25 protein-coding genes are annotated in these 23,425 nt (G+C 66.4%); 15 read left to right on the plus strand and 10 right to left on the minus strand.

All coding sequences use genetic code 11. The features are described from left to right. The first annotated feature begins 138 nt into the window (after positions 1-138). Both HV798_RS02355 and HV798_RS02360 read left to right on the plus strand, forming a co-directional pair. Complete coding sequence (locus HV798_RS02355; RefSeq protein WP_175195328.1) at positions 139-1,509, plus strand: PA0069 family radical SAM protein; 1,371 nt, start codon at positions 139-141, stop codon at positions 1,507-1,509. 111 nt (positions 1,510-1,620) lie between these two features. Then, positions 1,621-1,944 (plus strand): hypothetical protein, encoded by a 324-nt coding sequence (locus HV798_RS02360; protein WP_175195326.1) that lies wholly within the window; start codon positions 1,621-1,623, stop codon positions 1,942-1,944. A 12-nt stretch (positions 1,945-1,956) separates the two neighbouring features. On the opposite strand, the gene HV798_RS02365 is transcribed toward HV798_RS02360, so the two are convergent. Next, complete coding sequence (locus HV798_RS02365; protein WP_175195324.1) at positions 1,957-2,829, minus strand: DMT family transporter; 873 nt, start codon at positions 2,827-2,829, stop codon at positions 1,957-1,959. Positions 2,830-3,084: 255 nt separating this feature from the next. Here HV798_RS02365 and rplS point away from each other — a divergent pair, with 255 nt between their 5' ends. After that, positions 3,085-3,465: a 50S ribosomal protein L19 gene (gene rplS, locus HV798_RS02370; protein ID WP_006218237.1), complete on the plus strand. Its 381-nt coding sequence runs from the start codon at positions 3,085-3,087 to the stop codon at positions 3,463-3,465. A 123-nt stretch (positions 3,466-3,588) separates the two neighbouring features. Further along, the gene (locus HV798_RS02375) at positions 3,589-4,320 is read left to right on the plus strand and encodes a CoA pyrophosphatase (RefSeq protein WP_175195322.1); all 732 of its coding nucleotides are present in this window, start codon (positions 3,589-3,591) and stop codon (positions 4,318-4,320) included. 3 nt (positions 4,321-4,323) lie between these two features. Here the strand turns inward: HV798_RS02375 and rsgA are convergent, their stop codons facing one another. After that, positions 4,324-5,286, minus strand: a complete 963-nt coding sequence (gene rsgA, locus HV798_RS02380) for a ribosome small subunit-dependent GTPase A (protein WP_175195320.1) — start codon at positions 5,284-5,286, stop codon at positions 4,324-4,326. Then, positions 5,283-6,533: a M48 family metallopeptidase gene (locus HV798_RS02385; protein WP_175195312.1), complete on the minus strand. Its 1,251-nt coding sequence runs from the start codon at positions 6,531-6,533 to the stop codon at positions 5,283-5,285. The genes rsgA and HV798_RS02385 overlap by 4 nt, the downstream gene beginning before the upstream one ends. 61 nt (positions 6,534-6,594) lie before the next feature. Between HV798_RS02385 and orn the strand changes: the two genes are divergently transcribed. Together orn and HV798_RS02395 are read left to right on the plus strand one after the other, a co-directional pair. Then, a complete protein-coding gene (gene orn, locus HV798_RS02390; protein WP_025140196.1) occupies positions 6,595-7,140 on the plus strand; it encodes an oligoribonuclease in 546 nt (181 codons plus the stop codon). Between the two features lie 5 nt (positions 7,141-7,145). Continuing rightward, positions 7,146-7,778 carry an NAD(P)H-hydrate epimerase gene (locus HV798_RS02395; protein WP_175195311.1) on the plus strand — a complete coding sequence of 211 codons (633 nt, stop codon included), beginning with the start codon at positions 7,146-7,148 and terminating at the stop codon, positions 7,776-7,778. A gap of 24 nt (positions 7,779-7,802) precedes the next feature. Here the strand turns inward: HV798_RS02395 and paaX are convergent, their stop codons facing one another. Next, entirely contained in the window at positions 7,803-8,738 is a 936-nt protein-coding gene (paaX, locus tag HV798_RS02400) for a phenylacetic acid degradation operon negative regulatory protein PaaX (RefSeq protein WP_025140198.1), read from the minus strand. 172 nt (positions 8,739-8,910) lie between these two features. Here paaX and paaA point away from each other — a divergent pair, with 172 nt between their 5' ends. From paaA to paaK, 9 genes are all read left to right on the plus strand, one after another. Then, complete coding sequence (gene paaA, locus HV798_RS02405) at positions 8,911-9,900, plus strand: 1,2-phenylacetyl-CoA epoxidase subunit PaaA (protein WP_175195309.1); 990 nt, start codon at positions 8,911-8,913, stop codon at positions 9,898-9,900. An 86-nt stretch (positions 9,901-9,986) separates the two neighbouring features. Beyond that, positions 9,987-10,271: a 1,2-phenylacetyl-CoA epoxidase subunit PaaB gene (gene paaB / locus HV798_RS02410; RefSeq protein WP_175195307.1), complete on the plus strand. Its 285-nt coding sequence runs from the start codon at positions 9,987-9,989 to the stop codon at positions 10,269-10,271. A 15-nt stretch (positions 10,272-10,286) separates the two neighbouring features. Beyond that, positions 10,287-11,051: a 1,2-phenylacetyl-CoA epoxidase subunit PaaC gene (gene paaC, locus HV798_RS02415; protein ID WP_175195305.1), complete on the plus strand. Its 765-nt coding sequence runs from the start codon at positions 10,287-10,289 to the stop codon at positions 11,049-11,051. After that, on the plus strand, positions 11,048-11,554 hold the full coding sequence (paaD, locus tag HV798_RS02420; RefSeq protein ID WP_025140202.1) for a 1,2-phenylacetyl-CoA epoxidase subunit PaaD: 507 nt from the start codon (positions 11,048-11,050) through the stop codon (positions 11,552-11,554). Before paaC ends, paaD begins: the two co-directional genes overlap by 4 nt. Before the next feature lie 12 nt (positions 11,555-11,566). Then, positions 11,567-12,655, plus strand: coding sequence for a 1,2-phenylacetyl-CoA epoxidase subunit PaaE (gene paaE / locus HV798_RS02425; RefSeq protein ID WP_175195303.1), 1,089 nt, complete (start codon positions 11,567-11,569; stop codon positions 12,653-12,655). A 72-nt stretch (positions 12,656-12,727) separates the two neighbouring features. Beyond that, complete coding sequence (paaN, locus tag HV798_RS02430) at positions 12,728-14,392, plus strand: phenylacetic acid degradation protein PaaN (protein ID WP_175195301.1); 1,665 nt, start codon at positions 12,728-12,730, stop codon at positions 14,390-14,392. A gap of 15 nt (positions 14,393-14,407) precedes the next feature. After that, the gene (gene paaG / locus HV798_RS02435; protein WP_025140205.1) at positions 14,408-15,196 is read left to right on the plus strand and encodes a 2-(1,2-epoxy-1,2-dihydrophenyl)acetyl-CoA isomerase PaaG; all 789 of its coding nucleotides are present in this window, start codon (positions 14,408-14,410) and stop codon (positions 15,194-15,196) included. Further along, complete coding sequence (gene paaI, locus HV798_RS02440) at positions 15,196-15,666, plus strand: hydroxyphenylacetyl-CoA thioesterase PaaI (protein WP_025140206.1); 471 nt, start codon at positions 15,196-15,198, stop codon at positions 15,664-15,666. The genes paaG and paaI overlap by 1 nt, the downstream gene beginning before the upstream one ends. Before the next feature lie 102 nt (positions 15,667-15,768). Beyond that, positions 15,769-17,085, plus strand: coding sequence for a phenylacetate--CoA ligase PaaK (paaK, locus tag HV798_RS02445; protein ID WP_175195299.1), 1,317 nt, complete (start codon positions 15,769-15,771; stop codon positions 17,083-17,085). Positions 17,086-17,184: 99 nt separating this feature from the next. On the opposite strand, the gene HV798_RS02450 is transcribed toward paaK, so the two are convergent. The 6 genes from HV798_RS02450 to radC form a co-directional block, all read right to left on the minus strand. Then, positions 17,185-18,585, minus strand: a complete 1,401-nt coding sequence (locus HV798_RS02450) for an MATE family efflux transporter (protein ID WP_175195297.1) — start codon at positions 18,583-18,585, stop codon at positions 17,185-17,187. Beyond that, positions 18,582-20,312 (minus strand): ArnT family glycosyltransferase, encoded by a 1,731-nt coding sequence (locus HV798_RS02455; protein ID WP_175195295.1) that lies wholly within the window; start codon positions 20,310-20,312, stop codon positions 18,582-18,584. Before HV798_RS02455 ends, HV798_RS02450 begins: the two co-directional genes overlap by 4 nt. Positions 20,313-20,436: 124 nt before the next feature. Continuing rightward, a complete protein-coding gene (locus HV798_RS02460; protein WP_025140210.1) occupies positions 20,437-20,703 on the minus strand; it encodes a type B 50S ribosomal protein L31 in 267 nt (88 codons plus the stop codon). A gap of 239 nt (positions 20,704-20,942) precedes the next feature. Beyond that, on the minus strand, positions 20,943-21,791 hold the full coding sequence (gene kynA / locus HV798_RS02465) for a tryptophan 2,3-dioxygenase (RefSeq protein WP_175195294.1): 849 nt from the start codon (positions 21,789-21,791) through the stop codon (positions 20,943-20,945). Positions 21,792-22,007: 216 nt separating this feature from the next. Then, a complete protein-coding gene (kynB, locus tag HV798_RS02470; RefSeq protein WP_175195292.1) occupies positions 22,008-22,637 on the minus strand; it encodes an arylformamidase in 630 nt (209 codons plus the stop codon). A gap of 104 nt (positions 22,638-22,741) precedes the next feature. After that, entirely contained in the window at positions 22,742-23,419 is a 678-nt protein-coding gene (radC, locus tag HV798_RS02475) for a RadC family protein (protein WP_175195290.1), read from the minus strand. Positions 23,420-23,425 lie beyond the last annotated feature (6 nt).

The raw sequence follows: 23,425 nt of genomic DNA on the forward strand, positions 1-23,425 counted from the left end.
GTGCGGGTTTCCGGCCGATATCGCAAGATGAAATCGAATTGTCCGGACGGCGTCTTCGTCTTGCGGTAAAGTGGGGCTGTCTTACGAAAAGGCTTTTGGTGCTTGTCAAAACCACTGTGTTTTTGTACAGTAGTTTTCATGGCACGCACCGATCATTCTTTTCCCGCCGGTTCTGGGTCCCCGGCTGCCGCCCCCGCCGCCTTGCGCGGTCGGGGTGCGGTTACTAATGTTCGGCATCGCTTTCAGCGCGATGATCGCGTGCAGGTCGACGACGGCTGGTCCGCTTCGGGCCTCCCGGCTGATTTCGTCGATGCTGTCCCCGATATTTCCCCCAAAGTCATTCCCATCCTGCCCGACGCCCGACTGGCGCCCGCGGCCCCCAAGACGACCGTCACGGCCGAAGAAGCCCGCAAGATCCTGTCGCGCAACGATTCGCCCGACATTCCCTTCGATGTGGCGGTCAACCCATACCGGGGATGCGAACACGGCTGCGTCTACTGCTACGCCCGGCCCACGCATTCCTACCTGGGTTATTCCCCCGGGCTGGACTTCGAAACCCGCCTGGTGGCCAAGGCCAATGCGGTAGAGGCGCTGCGGGCCGAAATCAGCCGCCCGGGCTACAAGCCGTCGCCCATCAATATCGGGTCGGCCACCGACGCCTATCAGCCCATCGAACGCGACTGGCGCCTGACGCGCGGCATGCTCGAACTGATGCTGGAAACCCGGCACCCGGTCACCATCGTTACCAAGAACGCCCTGGTCGCCCGCGACCTGGATCTCCTTGCCGCGCTGGCCGAGCAGAAGCTGGTGGTGGTCTACATGAGCATCACCACGCTGGATGCCGGCATGGCCCGCACGCTGGAACCCCGCGCGGCCGCGCCCTGGCGCCGCCTGGAAGCCGTGAGCAACCTCACGGCCGCCGGGGTGCCCGTAGGGGTGCTGGTAGCGCCCGTGATCCCGTTCATCAACGACGACGCCATGGAGCACATCCTGCAGGAATCCAAGGCGGCCGGCGCGCACTATGCCAGCTACACCGTCATTCGGCTGCCCTGGGAAGTCAAAACCCTGTTCGAAGACTGGCTCAACGCCCACTACCCGGATCGCGCCCAGCGCGTGCTGCATCGCATCGAAGACCTGCGCAACGGCCGCCGCAACGATCCCAACTTCGGCTCGCGCATGCGCGGCACCGGCATCTGGGCCGACCTGCTGCGCCAGCGGTTCGCGGTGGCCACGCGCAAGCTGGGCCTGAATCGCCATCGCCTGGCGCTGGATGCCGACCGTTTCCAGCCGCCCTTGGCGGCCGGTGGCGCCGGAGCCCTGTTTTCAACGGCCGCAGGGGCGGCCCCCGTTTCCCTATCCCCGGTTGGCGCGAAAGCGTCTTCAGGGGTCCCTTTTTCCGGCACCCCGTCCGGTGCCACGCCCAGCCGCTCACCGGCGGCCGGCGCCTTTGGGCGCGGCGAGCGCCAATGGCGCGCCGTGGCTGCCGGGCAGTTGTCCTTGTTTGACTGACGCCATGGCGCCGGACGGCCCTTGCCGTTCGCCCGACCTTGTTCGCCCGAGTCCGTTGCTGTTGCCCGTCGATTCTGACTGTCGTTTTTACCGCGCTACCAAGGAGTTCCCATGAACACCGCTCAACTCTCCGTCCTGCCGGACGATCTTGCCGCCGTATCGCTGACCCCGCTGCGCCGTGCCGTGCAACGTGTCCGTACGTTCGGCACCCTGCCGGGCAAGTGGCCGTTTCCCCCGGCCGCCACCGATGTGGCGGCGCCCGCTGCCGGCAACGTCGTGCGCGGCCCGCGCGAACGCAGCCTGGGCAACGCCACGGTCGAACCGGTGTCCGATCAGGTCAGCGTCAAGAGCATGGTGGTGGATGTGGTGCTGGTGCTGGCATGGGGCGCCATGATCCCCGCGCTGATGTGGCTGGGCGCGGCCGGCGGATTCTGACCCTCGCCGGGGTCAGGTCGACCCCAGCAGCACCACGCCGGCCAGAATCGACAGGCAGCCGGCCAGCCGGCCCGGGCCGACTTTCTCGCGCAAGAGGAACATGCCGGCCAGGGTGCCCAGCATCATCGACATTTCCCGGGCGGGGGCCACCAGGCTGAGCGGCGCGCCGTTGCGCAAGGCATACAGCACCAGGATGTACCCCAGCGGCGACAGCAGGCCTACCGCCAGCGCCAGGTGCCAGTGGCCGCGCATGGATTCCCAGGCCTGGGTGCGTCGGCGCAGCATGTGGGGCGTCATCATGGTGGTGCGGGTCACGCAGGTAAACCAGTCGAACAGCACCGGGCTGATCAACAGTACCTTCACGCCGTAGGCGTCCACCACCGTGTAGGCGGCGATGAACAGGCCGATCACCATGCCCCAGCGCACGCCCACCCAGGCCTGGGCGTTGCGGAAAATCGACAGCCGTCCCTGGGTGGCGATCAGCAGCACCCCGATCACCACGCACAGCATGCCGGCAATGCCGGTGCCGGTGGCGGGTTCGCGCAGCAGCAGAAAGGCGCCGGTGGTCGAGAGCAGGGGGCCGGTACCTCGGGCAATGGGGTACACCACCGACAGGTCCGCCACCTGGTAGCCGCGTTGCAGGCACAGGCTGTAGCCCAGGTGCAACAGGCTGGACGTCAGGATCGCGGCCACCACGGGCCAGGTCCATGTCATGCCGTCGTGCAGCAGCACCCAGATCACCCAGGGGGCATACAGCACCGAGGCGCACAGCCCGTAGGCAAACACGAAGGGAGCGCCCACCATGGCCGCGCGCTTGGCGAGGAGATTCCACGTTGCGTGGGCCATCGCCGCCAGGACGACCAATATCAGGGACGAATACGACATGGGGAAAGACAGCGTCTTGTGACGTGTTTGTTACAGGAACTGCTAGGGTACCGCAAAGCGGTGGGCAGGCCGCCATGTTACCTGACGCTCCAGGCAAATTTTGGTGTAGAATCATTGGTTTGCCAAATCTCATCCTCTGCTTGCGGTACATGGTCAATGGGTTCCAACAGGATTCCAACGACCCGATCAACACTAAAACGACATTGACTGGCAAAGCGTTTTTAGTCCGCAAGGCATGATGATCTAGGAGTTCTCATGAACCTTATCGCTATCCTGGAACAGGAAGAGATTGCCCGCCTGACCGGCGGCCAAGCCAAGCCTGAATTTGCTCCCGGTGACACCGTCATCGTGAGCGTGAACGTCGTTGAAGGCACCCGCAAGCGCGTGCAGGCCTTCGAAGGCGTCGTGATCGCCAAGCGCAACCGCGGCCTGAACTCCGCGTTCACCGTGCGCAAGATTTCGTCGGGTGAAGCCGTGGAACGTACGTTCCAGCTGTACTCGCCGCAAATCGCCGGCATCGAAGTCAAGCGCCGCGGCGACGTGCGCCGCGCCAAGCTGTACTACCTGCGCAACCGCTCGGGCAAGTCGGCACGTATCAAGGAAAAGCTGGTCAGCAAGCAAGCCTCGGCGGCTTGATCGCTTATCGGCACACGGCCCTACCAGTGTCGGACGCACACGCCATCCAGCGTTTTCGTTCGGCACGGGTTTCCGGGTTAAAAAGGCACCTGCGAGGGTGCCTTTTTCTATTTGAAAAGCCGAATGTCTGATTCCTCGTCTTCTGCTCGGCCCAGGCGGCCGCTGGCGCGTCCCGGATTCGATCCGGCGTCGCAGCCATGGGTTGTCGCCAACGATTCCCTGCCGGCGGTGCCCGCCAATCTGCTGACGCCCGACTTGCTGCGCGGCACACTCAGCCAGCCGTCTACCTGGACGCTGGAACTGTCGCGCGACAACGATCTGCGCTATCCCGGCCGCGAAGGCGTGCCGGTGCCGGCAGCCGTGCTGATTCCGCTGGTGACGCGCACCGATGGCGTGCACATCATGCTGACCCAGCGCGCTGCGCACCTGCACGATCATGCGGGCCAGGTCAGCTTTCCCGGTGGCCGCATCGAAACCAGCGATGCCACGCCGATTGCCGCGGCGCTGCGCGAGGCGCAGGAAGAAACCGGCTTGCCCGCCAACCACGTCGAAGTGCTGGGCAGCATGCCGCCCTACCTGACGGCCACGGGTTTTTCGATCATTCCGGTGGTGTCGCTGGTCACGCCCGGCTTCCAGCTGGCGCCTGATGCGTTCGAGGTGGCCGAGGTGTTCGAGGTGCCGCTGTCGTTCCTGATGGATCCGGCCAACCACCGCCTGTACGAGGCGCGGCTGGACGATGGCCGGGTGCGCCACTACTACGGCATGCCCTACGGCCGGCACTTCATCTGGGGCGCCACGGCCGGCATGCTGCGCAACCTGTACCACCTGCTGCGCAACGGCTTTCAGCCGCGCTGATTCCTAGTACCGCTGCTGGCCCGCCAGGTTTTCTTCCAGGATGCGCTGGTACAGCGCATAGCGGGCCGGGTCGATCTTGCCCGCTTGCAGCGCCGCGACCACGCCGCAGCCCGGCTCGTGGCGGTGGGTGCAGTTGTAGAAGCGGCAGGACTCGATCGGCAGGGTGAATTCGGGAAAGCCGCGAATGATGTCTTCGCGGGTCAGGTGCTGCAGCCCAAAGGCCTGGAACCCAGGCGAATCGATCAGGTCGCCACCGGGCGCCGGCAGGTGATACAGGCGGGTGCTGGTGGTGGTGTGCTTGCCCATGTCCAGCGCCGTGGAGTGTTCGCGCGTGGCCGCCAGGGCGTCGGGGATCAGGGCGTTCAGCAGCGTGGACTTGCCCATGCCGCTTTGCCCCAGCAGCAGGTTGGTGCGGCCCGCCAGGCGCGGGGCCAGCACGGTATGCACCTTTTCGGGTTCCAGCGCGCTCAGTTCGACGATGTCCACGCCCAGCGCGGCGATGGGCGCCAGGCGCGCGCGGGCGGCGGGCAGGGCGTCGACGAGGTCGGTCTTGTTCAGGATGATCAGCGGCGCGATGCCGGCGCTCCAGGCGCCGGCCAGCGCCCGGCCGGTCAGGTCGTCCGAGAACGTGGGCTGCACCGCGACGACGATCAGCAGTTGGTCGACATTGGACGCAAACTGCTTGGAGCGCATTTCGTCTGACCGGTACAGCAGGTTGCGCCGCGGCAGGATGGCGTCGATGGCGCCTTCGTCCTGGCCCTGGGGCGTGATGCGGACCCGGTCGCCGACGGCCGCGCCGGCCTTCTTGCCCCGCGGGAAGCACTTGCGCAGGCTGCCGTCGGCCAGTTCTACCGTGTAGTGGCGGCCGTGGGCCGCGATGATGCGGCCTTCGTTGGCGGCATTGGCAGGCGCGCTGTCTTGCGGCGCGCTGGCGAAGGTGGCCTTGGAGCGGTCGGACAGGCTCATGCCGCGGGCGCCATCAGGTGGCGGATGCGCACGGCGGCGGGGGGATGGCTATCGTAGAAGGCAGAGTGCACGGGATCGGGTGTCAGGGTGGCGGCGTTGTCGTCGTAGAGCTTGACCAGGGCGGATACCAGGCGGTCGGGCGAGCTTTGTTCGGCCGCGTAGCGGTCGGCTTCGAATTCGTCGCGGCGCGAATACCAGCTGGCCAGCGGCGTGAAGATGAAAGTGAAGACCGGGATGGCCAAAAAGAACAGCAACAGCGCCATGGCATCGTTGCGCCCGCCCAATTGCGGCAGTACGCCCAGCCCTTCGTAGAACCACGGTTGCTGCGCGACCCAGCCCAGGATGGCGAAAAAGCCCAGTGCGGCGGCAAAGCTGAACAGGATGCGCTTGATGATGTGGCGCTTGGCGAAATGGCCCAGTTCGTGGGCCAGCACGGCTTCGATTTCGTCGGCGTTCAGGCGGGCCAGCAAGGTGTCGAAGAACACGATGCGGCGCGAGCGGCCAAAGCCGGTGAAATAGGCGTTGCCATGCGCCGAGCGGCGTGAGCCGTCCATGACGAAGAGGCCGTTCAGCGCAAAGCCGCAGCGCTGGGCTAGGCGCTGGATGCGTCCGGCCAGTTCGGGGTCGGACAGCGGTGTGAACTTGTTGAACAGCGGCGCGATGAACATCGGGTAGATGATCAGCAGCGCCAGGTTGAAGGCGGTCCAGAGCGCCCAGGCCCAGACCCACCAGTATTGGCCGGCGCTACCCATCAGCCAGAGCACCGCGGCGGCCAGCGGCAGGCCCAGCGCGGCGGCGACCAGCAGGCCCTTGAATGCGTCGGACAGGAACAGTTCGGGCGTCATGCGGTTGAAGCCGAAACGGGCTTCGAGCTTGAACTGGCGCCACAATGTGAAGGGCAGGCCCAGCAGGCCGAGCAGCAGCGCCACGGCGACCAGCAACAGCATCTGGCGCAGGAAATCATTGCTGGTAAGCTGGCCTACCAGCAGATCGATCGCCTGCAATCCTCCCATCAGCGTCAGGCATACCAGCAGGATGGCGTCGTAGGTGCGTTCGAGCATGCCCAGCCTGACCCGCGCCACCGTATAGTCGGCCGCCCGCTGGTGGCTGGCCAGGCCGATACGATGCGAGAATTCGGGCGGTACCTGGTCGCGGTTGCGGGCCACGTGGCGGATCTGCCGGGTGGCCAGCCACATGCGCACGGCGATATCGGTCAGCAGGAAGGCAACGAACAGCAGTGTGAACATGGGCAATGCGGCAGGCTCAAGTAGGTATGTGCGAAAATCGCGTGTTTTATAGGCAAATTATATGGCTGTGAACGAAAACCGCCTGGTCTGGCTCGACATGGAAATGACCGGCCTTGACCCTGAAAAAGAACGCATCATCGAGGTCGCCGTGGTGGTGACCGAGGCCGACCTGACCGTGGTCGCCGAAGGCCCCGTGCTGGTGGTGCACCAGTCCGACAGCCAGCTTGACGCCATGGACAACTGGAACAAGTCCACCCACGGCAAGAGCGGCCTGATCGACAAGGTGCGCGCATCGACGATTTCCGAATCGCAAGCAGAGGATACGCTGTTGGCGTTTCTTGCGCAGCACGTGCCGGCGGGCAAATCGCCCTTGTGCGGCAACACCATCAGCCAGGACCGCCGGTTCATGTTTGCTTACATGCCGCGCCTGGAACAGTTCTTCCATTACCGCAACCTGGACGTCAGCACGCTGAAGGAATTGGCGCGTCGCTGGGCCCCCGCGGTATACAAGGGCTTCGAGAAGAAAAGCCGCCACGAAGCGCTGGCCGACATCTACGAATCCATCGACGAACTCAAGTACTACCGCGAGCACTTCCTCAAGGTGTAAGCACCATGGCGTCCTTTCCCGTTGCCCGGATACGCCAGGCCGAACGGCTGGCCCTGGCGCAGGGGCGGGAACTGATGCCCATCGCGGGCGCCGCCGCGGCCGATTTCATCGCGTCGCGGTTTGTGCCGCCCGCCCGGGTGCTGGCCGTGGCCGGCCCGGGCAACAACGGCGGCGATGCGCTCACCGCGGCCACGCGGCTCAAGGCGCTTGGCTACGCGGTCGACCTCTATCTGCCGTCCGGGCCGGATGCCTTGCCGCCCGATGCCTCCCGCGCCTGGCTGCGCTGGCATGAAGCGGGCGGCGCTTCGCTTGCCGCCTTGCCTGATCCCGACGGCTATGCCGTTGTCATCGATGGCCTGTTCGGTATCGGCCTGAATCGTCCCCTGGAAGCGTCCTGGCAGGTCCTGATCGACCGCCTCAACAGCGGTGTCGCGCCGGTACTGGCGCTGGACGTGCCCAGCGGCATCGACGCAGATACCGGCCAGGCGCTGGGCCGCCCCGTGCGCGCCCGCTGGACGCTGAGTTTCATTGCGATGGCGCGGGGGCTGGAGGCGCCGGGGGCGGGCCGCGATGCGGCCGGTGAATGCCATGTGCATGACCTGGGCGTGGCGATGCCGCCGCCCGCGGCCACGGACTGACCCGTTGCTGCCTGGGCGCGTCAGTCAGGCGGCAGGCGGCCGTCCGCCGAAGCGCGACTCGCCTTCGGCCGTCAACGGCGTATAGCGGTCGTTGTCCTTGCCCGCCAGGGCGTCCAGGTGCGCTTCCGACGCATCGAAGACCCGCCAGTAGATCCGCCCGCACAATTCACGCGCCGCGTGGCCCGGCCAGTTGTCCGGCAGCATGGGCGTGGGCAGTTGGGGGTCATGCAGCACGATGCGGCGCCAGCTGTGCAGCAGCAGCACCCGGGCGATGAACGCCTCGGCGGGCGCCGGGGCGTCTTCCAGCAATTTTTCCAGCGGACCGAAATTCTTGATGAATTGCCGGTATTGCTCGGCCACGTCGTCCAGGTTCCAGCATTGCGAGGCCAGGCTGGCGATGGGCAGGCCGCCCGCGCCGGCCAGGTCGCGCGCCGACAGCACCAGGGCGCGGTCGGGGATGCCCAGCTTTTCCAGGATTTCGTGGGCCGCGCGGGCCTCGGTGTGCGGATGGGCGAACAGGCCCGGCGCGATCATGCCGAAGCCTTCCCAGACCAATTCACGGCGCAGCTCGGCGCGTTCGGCCAGGCCGTTGCCGGTGCGCGGCAAAGCCACCAGCGTCCATTCCCCGTTCCAGTCGCGCGGCGCGCCCTCGTAGATGCGCTGCGAGGCGTGTGCGGTATGGCGCGCGCCGTGTTCGGAAATCAGGTAGAGGCTGCGCCGGCCGTGGCGTTCGGATTGCAGCCAGTTCTGCGCCACCAGCCGGAACACGCTGGTGCGCAGCAGGCGCTCGTTGATCCCCAGGGGGGCCAGCAGCTCGATCAGGTCGCCCAGCCAGATGGCGCCGCCATGCAGCGTCAGGGCGTCTCCCAGCAGGCTCACGCACAGGGATTTGGCCCGCGGCGGATCGTTCTTGATCAGGCGTGACAGGTAACGGTCCAGGGGCGACTGAGGGTTTGCCATAAGGGGGGCCGGGGACGGCCGGTATCGGGATCCTCGATATGATACATAAATCCAATGTGATACAGATTTGAGTTTGACAATGGTTTTTTTGTATTAAATAATCCACCTATGACATGACGGCACTGCGCGACGTTTGCTTTGCGTTTGCGCAAACCGTCTCAAGGAGACAACCATGTACGCTCAACTCGTCGAAACCGGCGTCAAGCAGGTCAAGACCGCGGACCAGCTCGAAGGCCCGGAACAGACGTTCCAGCGCCGCATCGACGATGGCGTGCGGATCGAGGCCAAGGACTGGATGCCCGAGGCCTACCGCAAGACGCTGGTGCGCCAGATCTCGCAGCACGCGCACTCTGAAATCGTCGGCATGCTGCCCGAAGGCAACTGGATCACCCGCGCGCCGTCGCTCAAGCGCAAGGCCATCCTTCTGGCCAAGGTGCAGGACGAAGCCGGCCACGGGCTGTACCTGTACAGCGCCGCCGAAACCCTGGGCGTGTCGCGCGACGACCTGATCGACGACCTGCATGCCGGCCGCGCCAAGTACTCCAGCATCTTCAATTACCCCACGCTCAGCTGGGCCGATATCGGCATGATCGGCTGGCTGGTCGACGGCTCGGCCATCATCAACCAGATCCCGCTGTGCCGCTGTTCGTACGGCCCGTACGCGCGGGCCATGGTGCGCGTCTGTAAGGAAGAGTCCTTTCACCAGCGCCAGGGCTATGACCTGCTGATGCAGATGTGCCTGCACGGCACGCCCGAACAGAAGGCGATGGTGCAGGACTCCCTGAACCGCTGGTGGTGGCCGGCGCTGATGATGTTCGGCCCCTCTGATGCCGACTCGCCCAACAGCGCCCAGTCGATGGCCTGGAAGATCAAGCTCTTCTCCAACGACGAACTGCGCCAGAAGATGGTCGACCAGACCGTGCCGCAGGCCGAATTCCTGGGCCTGACCGTGCCGGATCCCGAACTGAAGTGGAACGCCGAACGCGGCCACTACGACTTCGGCGAAATCGACTGGTCCGAGTTCTATGCGGTGCTCAAGGGCAACGGCCCCTGCAACCGCGAGCGCCTGGCCGCGCGCGTCAAGGCGCACGAAGACGGCGCCTGGGTGCGCGACGCGCTGGTCGCCTACGCCGACAAGCAGGCCGAACGCAAGGCTGCCTGAACCTGGCCGGGCCCCGGCCCGGCACTGCCACTCCATCACTTATTCATACCCGGGCGCCGCGCGCCCGGCATTCGAGGATATCCATCATGAGCAAAGACTGGCCTCTGTGGGAAGTGTTCATCCGCAGCCAGCACGGCCTGGCGCACAAGCACGTGGGCAGCCTGCACGCCCCCGATGCGGAAATGGCGATCAACCACGCCCGCGACGTCTACACGCGCCGCAACGAAGGCCTGAGCATCTGGGTCGTGCGCGCCGCCGACATCTCGGCCAGCAGCCCCGGCGACAAGGACCCGTTGTTCGAGCCGGCCAACAGCAAGGTCTACCGGCATCCGACGTTTTTCCCGATGCCCGAAGAAATCAAGCACATGTAAGACGGCGGGGGAGACATGGACAAGACTTTCTTTGAATACCTGCTGCGCCTGGGCGACAGCTCGCTGATCCTGTCGCAGCGCCTGGGCGCCTGGACCGGGCACGGCCCCATCCTGGAAGAAGACCTGGCGTTGACCAACACCGCGCTGGACCTGCTGGGCCAGGCCCGCATGTGGCTGACGCTGGCCGGTGAAGTCGAAGGCGCCGGCCGCGACGAAGACGCGCTGGCCTACCTGCGCGACGCCCACCAGTTCCACAACCCGCTGCTGGTCGAACGGCCCAACGGCAACTACGCCGACACCATGGCGCGCCAGTTCCTGTTCGACGTGTGGCATTACTTCCTGCTGCAGCGCCTGGCCGAATCGTCCGACGAGCGCGTGGCCGCCATTGCCGCCAAGTCGATCAAAGAGGTCACCTACCACGTGCGGCGCTCGTCCGACATGGTGGTGCGCCTGGGCGACGGCACCGAGGTCAGCCATGCGCGCATGCAGGCGGCCCTCGATGACGCCTGGCGTTTCACCGGCGAGCTGTTCGCCGACGATGCGATCGACCAGGACATGGCCGCGCGCGGCATCGGCTGTGAACTGGCTGCCCTGCGCGGCCCCTGGGACCAGCACGTGCGCGAAGTGCTGCAGGAAGCCACCCTGACGGTGCCCGACGCCGCGGCCGCGGACCACCTGGCGTATCGCGGCGGCCGGCAAGGCAAGCACACCGAAGAGCTGGGCTACGTGCTGGCCGAGATGCAGTTCCTGCCGCGCGCCTATCCGGGAGCCACCTGGTGAACGCGCTGGCGCCCGTGTCCATCGACCAGGTCTACGCCTGGCTGCAGGAGGTCCCCGATCCGGAGATCCCCGTGCTGTCGGTGGTCGACCTGGGCGTGGTGCGCGAGGTGTCCTGGGACGGGCAGGCCTGTGTGGTCGTCATCACGCCTACCTATTCAGGCTGCCCCGCGATGCGCGAGATCACCGAAGACATCCGCCAGGTCCTGGCGCGCCATGGCATTGGCGAAGTCCACGTGCAGACCCGCCTGTCGCCTGCCTGGACCACCGACTGGATGAGCGAAAAAGGGCGCGCCGCGCTCAAGGGCTACGGCATCGCCGCGCCCGCGCAGCAGGCCATCGATATCTCGGGCATCAGCCGGCGCGCCGCCGGCCCGGCCATCGAGTGCCCGCGCTGCGGTTCGCGCGATACGCGCCTGGTCAGCAATTTCGGCTCGACGTCGTGCAAGGCGCTGTATCGCTGCGTCGCCTGCCGCGAGCCCTTCGATTATTTCAAGACTCACTGAGCGTGGTTTCCCATGAGCCTGAACCAATTCCATTCCCTGAAGGTGGCCTCGGTGGCGCGCAACACGCGCGACGCGGTGGTCGTCACCTTTGACCTGCCCGACACGCTGGCCGATGAATTCGCCTTCCTGCCCGGGCAATACCTGACGCTGCGCACGCAGTTGAACGGCGAAGAACTGCGCCGCTCGTATTCGATCTGTTCGGCGCCGCGCGACAAGCTCTTGCGCGTGGCCATCAAGAAAGTCGACGAAGGCGCGTTTTCCAGCTGGGCCAACCATGAACTGCAACCGGGCCAGACGCTGGAAGTGATGGCGCCGGCGGGCAACTTCACCGTCGACTTTTCGCCCGAGAACGCGCGCCACTACGTGGCCTTCGCGGTGGGCAGCGGCATCACGCCGGTGTTCTCGCTGGTCAAGACCGCGCTGTCGACCGAGCCCGACAGCAAGTTCACGCTGTTCTTCGGCAACCGCGCGTCGTCGGCCGTGCTGTTTCGCGAAGAAATCGAAGACCTGAAGAACCTGTACATGGAACGGTTCTCGCTGGTCTATGTGATGAGCCGCGAAACCCAGGACATCGAACTCTTCAATGGCCGCCTGGATGGCGACAAGGTCGACCAGCTGATGTCGGCCTGGATGAGCCCCGAGGATATCGATTACGCTTTTGTGTGCGGTCCGCAGACCATGACCGAAAGCGTGGTCGAACGTCTGCAGGCTCGCGGCATCCCGAAGGCGAACATCAAGTTCGAGCTGTTCGGCGCGCCCAAGGGCCCGCGTGCGCTGCGCACCGGGCAGGAAGCCCGCCAGGCCCCCGGCAAGGGGCAATGCGAGGTGACCGTGGTGCAGGACGGCCACAGCCGCAAGTTCGTCATCGACAAGAACAAGGACAGCGTGCTGGATTCGGCGCTGGCGCAAGGTATCGAGCTGCCGTATTCGTGCAAGGGCGGGGTGTGTTCCACCTGCCGCTGCAAGGTGGTGGAAGGCGAAGTCGACATGGATGCCAACTTCGCCCTCGAAGATTACGAGGTGGCTCGGGGCTTCATCCTGAGCTGCCAGAGCTTTCCGGTCAGCGACCGCCTGGTCATCGATTTCGACCAGGAAACCTGACCGCCGCGAGACAAGTCATCGGTTCCGGCCGGTCTGGCCGGGCAGAGAATATTCAATATTTGGAGAGACGCAGTGTCCCAGAAATTCTTCGAACGCCATCAAGCCCTGCTGGAACAGGCCCTGGCCGCCGCCTCGCTGCGCGGCTACTGGAGCCCGTTTGCCGAATCCCCCAGCCCCCGCAACTACGGCGAAACCGCCAACGATGACGGCCGCGCCGCCTTCGAAGCGTTTCAGGGCAAGCCGTTTCCGCTGACGCAGCACGATGCCGACGGCACCGTGGGCGGCGAAAAGTCCCCCTACGGTTTCGACCTGGGCATCACCTATCCCCACGTGCCGGCCCCCAAGCTGGTCGCGGCCGCCAAGCGTGCGCTGGCAGACTGGCGCCGTGCCGGCCCGCAGGCCTGGGTGGGCGTGTCGCTCGAGATCCTGGCCCGCCTGAACAAGCTCAGCTTCGAGATGGCCTACGCGGTGCAGCACACCACCGGCCAGGGCTTCATGATGGCCTTCCAGGCCGGCGGCCCGCACGCGCAGGATCGCGGCTTTGAAGCCGTGGTGTATGCCTGGCAGGAAATGTCGCGCATTCCCGGCGTGGCCATCTGGGAAAAGCCGCAGGGCAAGAACGAGCCGATCCGCATGGAAAAGCACTTCACCGTGGTGCCGCGCGGCGTGGCCCTGGTGATCGGCTGCTCGACCTTCCCGACCTGGAACGGCTACCCCGGCCTGTTCGCCAGCCTGGCCACCGGCAACACCGTCATCGTCAAGCCGCACCCCGGCGCGATCCTGCCGCTGGCGCTCACCGTGAAGGTGGCGCGCGAAGTGCTGCAGGAAGCCGGTTTCGATCCCGACGTGGTGCAGCTGGCCGCGCATGCCGCCGACGAAGACACCGCCCGTCAACTGGCGCTGGACCCGGCCGTCAAGATCATCGACTTCACCGGCAGCACCGCCAACGGCGACTGGCTCGAGAACAACGCCCGCCAGGCGCTGGTCTACACCGAGAAGGCTGGCGTCAACCAGGTCATCATTGATTCGGCCGCCGACCTGAAGGGCGTGGCGCGCAACCTGGCGTTCTCGCTGGCCCTGTATTCGGGCCAGATGTGCACGGCGCCGCAGAACATCTACGTGCCGCGCGACGGCATCCAGACGCCGGAAGGCCGGGTCAGCTTTGATGAGGTTGCCGCCGCTCTGGGCGCCGCGGTCGACAAGCTGGGCGCCGACGCCGCCAAGGCTGTGGAACTGACCGGCGCGATCCAGAACGAAGGCATCGTGGAACGCATCGAAAAGGCCCGTGCGCTGGGCATGCCCGTGGTGGCCGACAGCCGCACGCTGGTACACCCGCAGTTCGAGAATGCCCGCGTGCGCACGCCGCTGGTGTTGCGCACCGAAGCCGGTAACGCGGCCATCAGCCAGGAATGGTTCGGCCCGATCGCCTTCGTGGTGGCCACGGATTCCACCGCGCACAGCATCCAGCTGGCGCGCGACAGCGTGATCCAGCACGGCGCCTTGTCGCTGTCGGCCTACACCACCAACAACGAGGTGGCTGAACAGGTGCAGGACGCCGCCGAAGAATCCGGCGTGTCGCTGTCGTTGAACCTGACGGGCGCGGTCTTCGTCAACCAGACGGCCGCCTTCAGCGATTTCCACGGCACCGGCGCCAACCCGGCCGCCAATGCGGCGCTGTCCGACACGGCCTTCGTGTCGAACCGCTTCCGCGTGGTGCAGACCCGCCGTCACATCTAAGCGGCGGACCCGGACATGAACTATCAAGACATCCAGTTCGAACTCGCCAACGGCATTGCGCGCCTGACGCTGAACCGCCCGGACAAGCTCAACAGCTTCACCGCCAACATGCACGGCGAAGTCGCCCACGCCCTGACGCGCGTCGAAACGGAAGGCGCGCGCGTGCTGGTGCTGACCGGCGCCGGCCGCGGCTTTTGCGCCGGCCAGGACCTGAGCGAGCGCAAGCCCGCGCCGGACGGCACGCCGCCCGACCTGGGCGAGACCGTCGACAAGTTCTACGGCCCGCTGGTGCGCCGCCTGAACGCCTTGCCCTTGCCCGTCGTGGTGGGAGTCAACGGCGTGGCGGCGGGGGCGGGCGCCAACCTGGCATTCGCGGGCGACATCGTCATCGCCAAGGAATCGGCCAACTTCATCCAGTCGTTCTGCAAGCTGGGCCTGATCCCCGACACGGGCGGCACGTTCGTCCTGCCGCGCCTGGTGGGACGTGCCCGCGCGATGGGGCTGGCAATGCTGGGCGACAAGCTCAGCGCGCGCCAGGCCGAAGCCTGGGGCCTGATCTGGCAATGCGTGGCCGACGATGCGTTCGACGCCACGCTCGATCAGCTGGCGCAGCATTTCTCGCGCGCCCCGACCAAGGGCCTGGCCTTTACCAAGCGGGCCTTGCAGGCCAGCCTGGGCAACGACCTGGCGACCCAGCTGGACCTGGAACGCGACATGATGCGCGAACTGGGCCGCAGCGCCGATTACGCCGAAGGCGTGGCGGCCTTCCTGGGCAAACGCGAACCGCAGTTCAAGGGGCAATGATGAGCACGCACGTTCCGCCCGTCGAGGCGCCGGCCGATCCCCAGGAACTGGCGCAGGCCGTGGGCACGGTGATGTATGCCGGCGACGCCGCGTCGCAAGGCCTGGACATGAAGGTCGAGGAAATGGCGCCGGGCTACGCCCGCCTGACCATGCGGGTGCGTCCCGACATGCTCAACGGCCACAAGACCTGCCACGGCGGCTTCATCTTCGCCCTGGCCGACAGCGCCTTTGCCTTTTCCTGCAATTCGCGCAACGTCAGCACCGTGGCCTCGGGCTGCACCATCGACTACCTGGCGCCCGGCTTCGAAGGCGACCTGCTGACGGCGGTGGCGCAAGAGCGTTCGCTGGCCGGCCGCACCGGCGTCTACGACGTCACCGTGACCAACCAGGATGGCCGCAACGTCGCGTTGTTCCGCGGCCGTTCGTACCGGATCAAGGGGCAGATCGTCGGCACGCCGGCTGAAGGCTGAACCCGCCCATCCCCCCAAGACAAGGCCGCCGGACGAGGCGCGCGCGGAGCGAATCCGCGCCGCCCGGACCGGCGTAAAGAGAATTCCAGGAGAGAGATAACCATGTCCAACACCATGAGCAAGCCGGGGCTGGACCCCATCGAGCATGCCAGCCAGGACGAACTGCGGGCGCTGCAGCTGCAACGCCTGAAGTGGTCGGTCAAGCATGCCTACGACAATGTGCCGCACTACAAGAAGGCCTTTGACGAGGCCGGCGTGCATCCGGACGACCTGAAGCAGCTGTCCGACATTGCCAAGTTCCCGTTCACCACCAAGAAAGAACTGCGCGAGAACTATCCGTTCGGCATGTTCGCCGTGCCGCGCGAGCGCATCTCGCGCATCCACGCGTCCAGCGGCACGACCGGCAAGCCCACGGTGGTCGGTTACACCAAGAGCGACCTGGACAACTGGGCCAACCTGGTGGCGCGCTCGATCCGTGCGGCTGGCGGCAAGCCCGGCGATACGGTGCACGTGGCCTACGGCTACGGCCTGTTCACGGGCGGCCTGGGCGCGCATTACGGCGCCGAGCGGCTGGGATGCACGGTCATCCCGATGTCGGGCGGACAGACTGAAAAGCAGGTGCAGCTGATCAACGATTTCCGTCCGGACATCATCATGGTCACGCCCTCCTATTTCTGCAATATTCTCGAAGAACAGCGTCGCCAGGGCATTGATCCGCGTCAAAGTTCGCTGCGCATCGGCATCTTCGGCGCCGAACCCTGGACCGGCCAGATGCGCGCCGACATCGAAGCCGAAGCCGGCATCGACGCCGTCGACATCTACGGCCTGTCCGAAGTGATGGGCCCCGGCGTGGCCAGCGAGTGCGTCGAAACCAAGGACGGCCCGGTCGTCTGGGAAGACCATTTCTACGCCGAGATCATCAATCCGGACACGGGCGAGCCCGTCGCGGACGGCGAGCCGGGCGAACTGGTCTTCACCTCGCTCACCAAGGAAGCGATGCCCATCATCCGCTACCGCACCCGCGACCTGACGCGCCTGTTGCCGCCCACCGCGCGCAGCATGCGCCGCATCGGCAAGATCACCGGCCGCAGTGACGACATGCTGATCGTGCGCGGCGTGAACATGTTCCCGACGCAGGTCGAAGAACTGGTCCTGAAGATCGCGCAACTGGCGCCGCACTACCAACTGGTGCTGTCGCGCTCGGGCAATATGGACGAGCTCGAGATCCTGACCGAAGTGCGCGCCGAATTCTCGACCCTGTCGGATGCGGAACGCGCCGCCCTGGGCAAGCAATTGCAGCATGCGGTCAAGACGCACATCGGCGTCAGCGCCCGCATCCAGGTGTCGGAATCGGGCCATGTCGAACGCACCTTGACGGGCAAGGCCCGCCGCGTGATCGACAAGCGGCCCAAGGGCTGAGGCGGGTGCAGCGTCCCGCGCCGCGCACAGGCGGCGCAGCGACGCTGCTTCGCAATAAAAAAGGCAGCCATCGCTGCCTTTTTTTTGGGCGGGTCCCGCCTATTTCGCGACGGTGCGCACGATGTGCCGGTACCAGAAGTGCAGCAGTGCTGCGGACAGCGCCAACCCCACCATCGCCATCAGCCACATGCTGCCGGCGCCTTGCGGTGAACCCGGCACCAGAACGTTGCGTAGCCCGTCCAGGCCGCCGCGTCCCGGGCCGAAGCCAAACCACCAGCCGCCGACCAGGCCAACGCCGGCCAGCGCCACCGTCTGCAGCAGCAGCGGCACCACGGCCACCTTGTAGGCCCGCAGCAGGTACGAGTTGATGCATTGCATCGAGTCGAACAGGTGGAACAGCGGCAGCACCGCCAGCAGCGTGGTGGCGACCGCGGCGACCTGGGGATCGCCCGTGTAGGCGGCCAGGATCAGCGGCCGGCCGGCCAGCAACACCACCGCCGTCAATAGCGCGCCCATCAGCCCCAGCGCCAGGCCGGCCATGCCGGTGCGATGCGCGTGCGCCAGATTGCCGGCGCCGATCGCCTGCGCCGTCAGCGCGGCGGTGGCCACCCCCAGCGCCATCGGCATCATGTAGCACAGCGCCGCCAGGTTCGACATGATCTGGTGGCCGCCGGTGACGTACGTGCCTTCGCGTGCCACCAGCAGCGCCATGAAGGTGAAGGCGGACACTTCCACCAGGTACGAACCGCCCATCGGGATGCCCAGGCGCAGCAGTTCCTTGAGCGACTTCCAGTCGGGCCGGCCCACGTGCAGGTGGAAGCGGCGGTAGTAGCGGTCATGGGTGACCACCCACAGGCCCAGCCCCAGGCTCATCCACGAGACGAGCGCGGTGGCCAGCCCGGCGCCAGTGGCGCCCATGGCGGGCAGGCCCAGGTTGCCGTAGATGAACAGCCAGTTGAAGAAGGCCTTGAAGCCGATGGCGGTCAGGTTGATCGCCATGACCAGCTTGGGGCGCGACACCGACGTGCCCAGCGCGTAGATGGTGCGAAACACCAGGGCGGCGGGCAGCGCCAGCACCAGTGCGCGCAGGTACGACGCGACGCGGTCGCGCACGGCGGGGTCGACATTGCCCGACATGGACAGCCACAGGTCCGGGAACAGCATCAGGATGGCGCCCACCACCGACAGGCCCAGCGCCAGCCAGACGCCCTGGCCCCAGCTGCGGCCGACTTCCAGGTTGTTGCCGGCGCCGAAGTGCTGCGCCAGGATGGGAATGAGCGCGTGCACGACGCCCATCAGCCCCACGAAAATGGTGATGTAGATAGAGGCGGACAGCGCCATCGCCGCCAGGTCGGTGGCGCTGGCGTGGCCGGTCATGGCGGTGTCCAGCACGCCGAACGAGATGCCGGCCCACTGGCTGATCAGCACCGGCCAGGCCTGTTTGGCGATGCCGCGCAGGGTGGCGCCGAAAGAGATCGGCGCCGCGAGGGAAGGGGTCATCGGTTGGGGCCGACGCGCAGCAGGCGGAACACCTCCTGGCGGTCGGCGCGACGTCCGCCCTGCCACAGCACGTCGGCGCTGTCGCTGTAGGCGGCGGTGTTGTCGCGCAGGCTCTGGTTGGTGGTCTGCTGCAGCACCAGCGTGCACTTGGAGTCGAAGGTGAACGTCAGATTATTGAAAATCAGGAACGACGCGCGCTGGCCGCTGCCCAGGCTGAGTCCGCGCACGCATTCGCCAGGACGGGTGTTCTGCGCCACGGCCTGGGCGAGTTCACCCGACACCGTGCGATAGCTGCGGGCGTAGTCGACCGCGGGCTGCCACAGCAGCACCAGCAGGATCCAGGTCACGGTCAGGCCGCCGGCCGACAGCACGGTGCCGCGCCACAGGGCCTGCGGCTTGACCCGAAGGCGCCAGACCACCAGCGCGATCCAGCTGAGGGTGAACACGACCGCCAGGGCAAACGCGCCCCAGGAAATCACCGGCTCGTAGCCGGTCGTCTGGCGGCCGATGTTGCGCGAAATCTGGGCGGGCCATTGGAAGTGCAGGGCGACCCAGCCCAGCCAGGCGGTGGCGGCCGTGAGCGAAAAACACATCACCGCGAACCAGTCCAGCGTATTGACCACGCCGCGCCGCAGGGTCGGCAGCGAGAATGCGCCCAGCACTGCGCACGGCACGGCCATCAGCACGTATTCGGAATCGCTGGCTTCGTCCAGCCCGAACAGCACCAGCGCCGCGCAGATCAGCAGCATCAGCGGCAGCCAGATATGCGGCGCGTAGATCCAGGCGCGCCAGCGCCAGATGGCCACGAGCGCCAGTGGCCAGGTGGGCCACAGGTACCACGGCAGATCGCGCAGGGTGCGGCCGACGTCGCGCCACGGAGGCACGGCGAACGACGACAGGTTCCAGCTCTTCCAGTTGCGGATCCAGTATTCGCTGCTATGGCTTGCCGGTATCCACCAGGCCAGGATCAGCGCGGCGGCGACCAGTGCGGCCCAGGGCAGCCAACGCTTGTGCTTCCACAAGGGGCCGCGCGGATAGAAGGCGAGCAGGGCGGCGACCATGACCGGCAAGGCGCCGACCCAGCCTCGGGTGAGGAAACTGGCCGCGACCGCGATGCCCAGCGTGGTGGCGCCGGAGATCGGGCGATCCACCGTGCGCGCCATCGAATAGAACGCCAGGGCCTGGCATGCCATGATGGCCGGCACGACGGTGGTTTCATGGGTGCGCTGCAGGATGCCGACGGTTGCCAGCAGCAACAGCAGCGCGGCGTCGGCCAGCATGCGGCCGTAGTCGCGTGGTTCGGGTTCGCCGCCAAACGGCAGGGCCAGCGGCTGGGCTTCGCTGCGGCGGCCCAGCAGGTAGGTGCCGTACCAGACGCTCATGGCCGTAATGCCGAACCACAGCAGGTTCGGCAGACGGCCGGCGGTGATGTCGCCGATGAACGGGCCGAACAGCCAGATCGATACCGCACCCACCCAGGTGATCAGCGGGCCTTCCTCGGCATGGGCCAGGTGCCCCACTTGCGGCAGCAGCCAGGTGATGCCGCCTTCGCGGATGGCGGTGATCATCGTGGCCAGGCCGACCGCGTCATCCGTTTTCCACGGGTCGCGCATGAACAGGCCCGCTACGATGTAGGCCAGCGCCAGCCCAAGCAGAATCAGCCTGGGCAGCTTTGCGGTGGCAACCGACGTGAGCCGGGCCGGAGTGGAAATAGAAAGTGGGGACACGGGCGTTAATGTAACCGAGTGATCGGGAAGCGCCAGCCCCTGGTGTGACGATGAGCAGGGCCCGGGGAAAAAAAAGCAGCCCGAAGGCTGCCTTTTTGCTGTGACTCCCGCAGGAGCGACAGGATCAGGAAGCGGACTTGACCGTGCCGGCCGTACGGGCGAAACGGGCGCGGAACTTTTCCACGCGGCCGGTTTCGACGATACGCGTCTGGGCGCCCGTGTAGAACGGGTGCGATTCGGAGGTCACGTCGCACTTGAAGAGCGGGTACGTCTTGCCATCGAGTTCGATGGATTCGCGCGTGTGGACCGTCGAACGGGTGATGAACTTGTTGCCCGTTTGCAGGTCGGCGAAGACGACTTCGCGGTATTCGGGGTGAATGCCTTCTTTCATGGTGCTTTCCTAGGGCTCAGACAAGAGCCGTTCAAAAGTTAGGGTCGCCAGCAGGATCGCGCGGGGTGCCGCTGTGGGGTGCCACTGGGGTTGCCACAATGGACTGCCGCTGTTCTTGCCACGTATCCGAAAAGTAACTGCGAATTCTAGCATGGGATCGGCTGGATCGGCCAGGGGTTGCGGGTGGCGCTGCGCAGCGCCGCCCGCGTTCCTCTATATGGGGACAGGGTGGCCGGCGATCAGAGTTCCGTGCGCAGCTTCCAGATTTCGGGAAACAGCACCACTTCCAGCATGCGCCGCAGGTAATCCACGCCCGACGTGCCGCCGGTGCCGCGCTTGAAGCCGATGACGCGTTCGACCGTGGTGACGTGGCGGAAACGCCACAGGCGGAAGGCGTCTTCCAGGTCGGTCAGCTTTTCGCCCAACTGGTACAGGTCCCAGTAGCGGTCCGTGTCGCGGTAGACCGTCAGCCAGGCCTGCTCGACGCCGTCCGACGCCTGGTAGGGCTGGGTCCAGTCGCGTTCCAGGTGGTCGGCCGGCACCGTGACGCCGTGGCGGGCCAGCAGGCGCAGCGATTCGTCATACAGCGACGGCGCCTCGTAGGCCTGGCGCACCTGGGCAAGCAGGTCTTCGCGATGCGCGTGCGGCTTGAGCATGGCTGCGTTCTTGTTGCCCAGCAGGAATTCGATCTGGCGGTACTGGTAGCTCTGAAAGCCGCTGGACCGCGCCAGGTAGGGGCGCAGGGCGGAATACTCGGGCGGGGTCATGGTCGCCAGCACGTCCCAGGCGTGCACCAGCTGTTCCATGATCTTGCTGACGCGGGCCAGCATCTTGAAAGCCGGCTGCAGGCGGTCCGCGGCCAGGTTGGCGATGGCCGCGCGCAGCTCGTGCAGCATCAGCTTCATCCAGAGCTCGCTGGTCTGGTGCTGCACGATGAACAGCATCTCGTTGTGCTCGGGCGACAGCGGGTGCTGGGCGCCCAGCAGCGCATCCAGGTGCAGGTAGTCGCCGTAGGTCATGTCGCGCGTGAAATCCAGCTGCGCCTTTTCTTCACGGACGATGTCTTCGGGGCGTTCGGGGCGGCTCATGCTTGGCCTCCGCAGGGCGGCGCGGCGCGGCGGGCGGACGCGGGCAGGCTGCGCCAGCCAGAGAAAGGCAGGCAGGCGCAGGCAAGCGCCATGCGCGGATCGGATAGGTGTGTCATGGTCGTGCTTCTTTCACAAAGCGGGCGGCCGGCGCAAGGCACGGGCGCGCTTGCCGCGCCGCAATGCTGGTTGCGCCCGGCCTGCCCGACGGCCGGTGTTTCAGCCCAGTTCGCGCAAGATGGCGCGCACCGGGCTGGCGTCAGCCTGGACCAGAGCCAGCGGCAGGGCGATCAGTTCGTAATCGCCTTCCGGTACGTCATCGAGCACCAGGTTCTCGAGAACCCGCATGTCGTGGCGCAAGATGGTGTGATGGCTGTCCAGGGTCTTGCTGGACGCGGGGTCGATGCTGGGGGTGTCCAACCCGATCAGCATGACGCCGCGTTCGGCCAGCCATTCGATGGTTTGGGGCGCGTAGGCCGAGAAGTCGTCGGTCCACCATTCCTGGGCGGCGTGCTTGGCCGTGCGCACCAGGATGCGCGGGGGCAGGTTGGCGGCCGCGTGCAGCAGGTGTTCGGGGGTGATGAGCGGGCCGCAGTCGATCGCGTGGATGACGCGGCAAGGACCCAGGAACGGCTCGAGCGACACCGCGCCGATGGCGGCGGCGCCGTTCTGGTAGTGCAGGGGCGCATCGGCATGCGCGCCCACGTGCGGCGACAGCGTGATTTCGCTGACGTTGACCGGACAGCCGGGCGCGAGCGACCACTTCCATTGCTGGCGGTACGGCGTGTCGCCCGGAAACACGGGCGAAGCCGTGGAGACGGGCGGGGAAATGTCCCACAGGCGTTTCATGGAAGTCGCTGGGTCGCGAAAGCGGAAATTAGGTTAAGCCTAAAACAATCTCGGGCCGTAGTCTAACGAAATCCCGGTTGGGACGCAGCCCCCGGGCGCCGCGTTCATAAGCGGCCCAGCTCCGCCATGGATGCGACTTCGTCGCCCGCGACGATCAGGTGGTCCACCAGCGAAACGTCCACCAGCGCCAACGCCTGTTTCAGGTGCCGGGTGAAGGCCTGGTCGGCCGCGCTGGGTTCGGCCAGGCCCGATGGATGGTTGTGCGCCACGATCAGGGCCGCCGCGTGGTGCCGCAGCGCCTCGCGCACGACCTCGCGGGGATAGACGGACGCCTGCGACAGCGTGCCGCGCGCCAGTTCGCCGCTGGCGATCAGCCGCAACTGGCTGTCCAGGTAGAGGGCGATGCAGTGTTCGACGCGGCGGTGCGCCAGCGTGACCTTGCAATATTGTTTCACCCGGGCAGGGTGGTCCAGCGTGCTGTCACGGGTGAGTTCTTCTTCGACGGCGCGCTTGGCCAGTTCCAGCACCGCTGCCAGGGAGCAGGCCTTGGCGGTGCCTAGGCCGGGCACGGCCAGCAATTCTTCCGGCGTGGCCCCCAATAGCCCGCGCAGCCCGGAAAAACGTTCGAGCAGCCGGCCGGACAGGTCCAGCACGTTCAGGCCCGGCACCCCGGTGCGCAGGCCGATGGCGAGCAGCTCGGCATTTTGTAACGCGGCGGCGCCGTGACGCAGCAGACGCTCTCGGGGACGCTCGTGTTTGGACACCCGCACAGACAATTTCATAAGAGG

This window comes from Achromobacter deleyi, assembly GCF_902859705.1.
Taxonomy (GTDB): domain Bacteria; phylum Pseudomonadota; class Gammaproteobacteria; order Burkholderiales; family Burkholderiaceae_B; genus Achromobacter; species Achromobacter deleyi.

Bases quoted from the DNA above. Each gene is read 5' to 3' on its own strand.
- paaI (WP_025140206.1), top strand. From the start codon at position 15,196: ATGAGCACGCACGTTCCGCCCGTCGAGGCGCCGGCCGATCCCCAGGAA.
- HV798_RS02395 (WP_175195311.1), top strand. From the start codon at position 7,146: ATGGCGTCCTTTCCCGTTGCCCGGATACGCCAGGCCGAACGGCTGGCC.
- kynB (WP_175195292.1), bottom strand. From the start codon at position 22,637: ATGAAACGCCTGTGGGACATTTCCCCGCCCGTCTCCACGGCTTCGCCC.
- HV798_RS02355 (WP_175195328.1), top strand. From the start codon at position 139: ATGGCACGCACCGATCATTCTTTTCCCGCCGGTTCTGGGTCCCCGGCT.
- paaX (WP_025140198.1), bottom strand. From the start codon at position 8,738: ATGGCAAACCCTCAGTCGCCCCTGGACCGTTACCTGTCACGCCTGATC.
- HV798_RS02450 (WP_175195297.1), bottom strand. From the start codon at position 18,585: ATGACCCCTTCCCTCGCGGCGCCGATCTCTTTCGGCGCCACCCTGCGC.
- HV798_RS02360 (WP_175195326.1), top strand. From the start codon at position 1,621: ATGAACACCGCTCAACTCTCCGTCCTGCCGGACGATCTTGCCGCCGTA.
- paaK (WP_175195299.1), top strand. From the start codon at position 15,769: ATGTCCAACACCATGAGCAAGCCGGGGCTGGACCCCATCGAGCATGCC.
- radC (WP_175195290.1), bottom strand. From the start codon at position 23,419: ATGAAATTGTCTGTGCGGGTGTCCAAACACGAGCGTCCCCGAGAGCGT.
- HV798_RS02375 (WP_175195322.1), top strand. From the start codon at position 3,589: ATGTCTGATTCCTCGTCTTCTGCTCGGCCCAGGCGGCCGCTGGCGCGT.
- paaA (WP_175195309.1), top strand. From the start codon at position 8,911: ATGTACGCTCAACTCGTCGAAACCGGCGTCAAGCAGGTCAAGACCGCG.
- paaB (WP_175195307.1), top strand. From the start codon at position 9,987: ATGAGCAAAGACTGGCCTCTGTGGGAAGTGTTCATCCGCAGCCAGCAC.
- HV798_RS02365 (WP_175195324.1), bottom strand. From the start codon at position 2,829: ATGTCGTATTCGTCCCTGATATTGGTCGTCCTGGCGGCGATGGCCCAC.
- paaC (WP_175195305.1), top strand. From the start codon at position 10,287: ATGGACAAGACTTTCTTTGAATACCTGCTGCGCCTGGGCGACAGCTCG.
- rsgA (WP_175195320.1), bottom strand. From the start codon at position 5,286: ATGAGCCTGTCCGACCGCTCCAAGGCCACCTTCGCCAGCGCGCCGCAA.
- orn (WP_025140196.1), top strand. From the start codon at position 6,595: ATGGCTGTGAACGAAAACCGCCTGGTCTGGCTCGACATGGAAATGACC.
- kynA (WP_175195294.1), bottom strand. From the start codon at position 21,791: ATGAGCCGCCCCGAACGCCCCGAAGACATCGTCCGTGAAGAAAAGGCG.
- paaE (WP_175195303.1), top strand. From the start codon at position 11,567: ATGAGCCTGAACCAATTCCATTCCCTGAAGGTGGCCTCGGTGGCGCGC.
- rplS (WP_006218237.1), top strand. From the start codon at position 3,085: ATGAACCTTATCGCTATCCTGGAACAGGAAGAGATTGCCCGCCTGACC.
- paaG (WP_025140205.1), top strand. From the start codon at position 14,408: ATGAACTATCAAGACATCCAGTTCGAACTCGCCAACGGCATTGCGCGC.
- HV798_RS02460 (WP_025140210.1), bottom strand. From the start codon at position 20,703: ATGAAAGAAGGCATTCACCCCGAATACCGCGAAGTCGTCTTCGCCGAC.
- HV798_RS02385 (WP_175195312.1), bottom strand. From the start codon at position 6,533: ATGTTCACACTGCTGTTCGTTGCCTTCCTGCTGACCGATATCGCCGTG.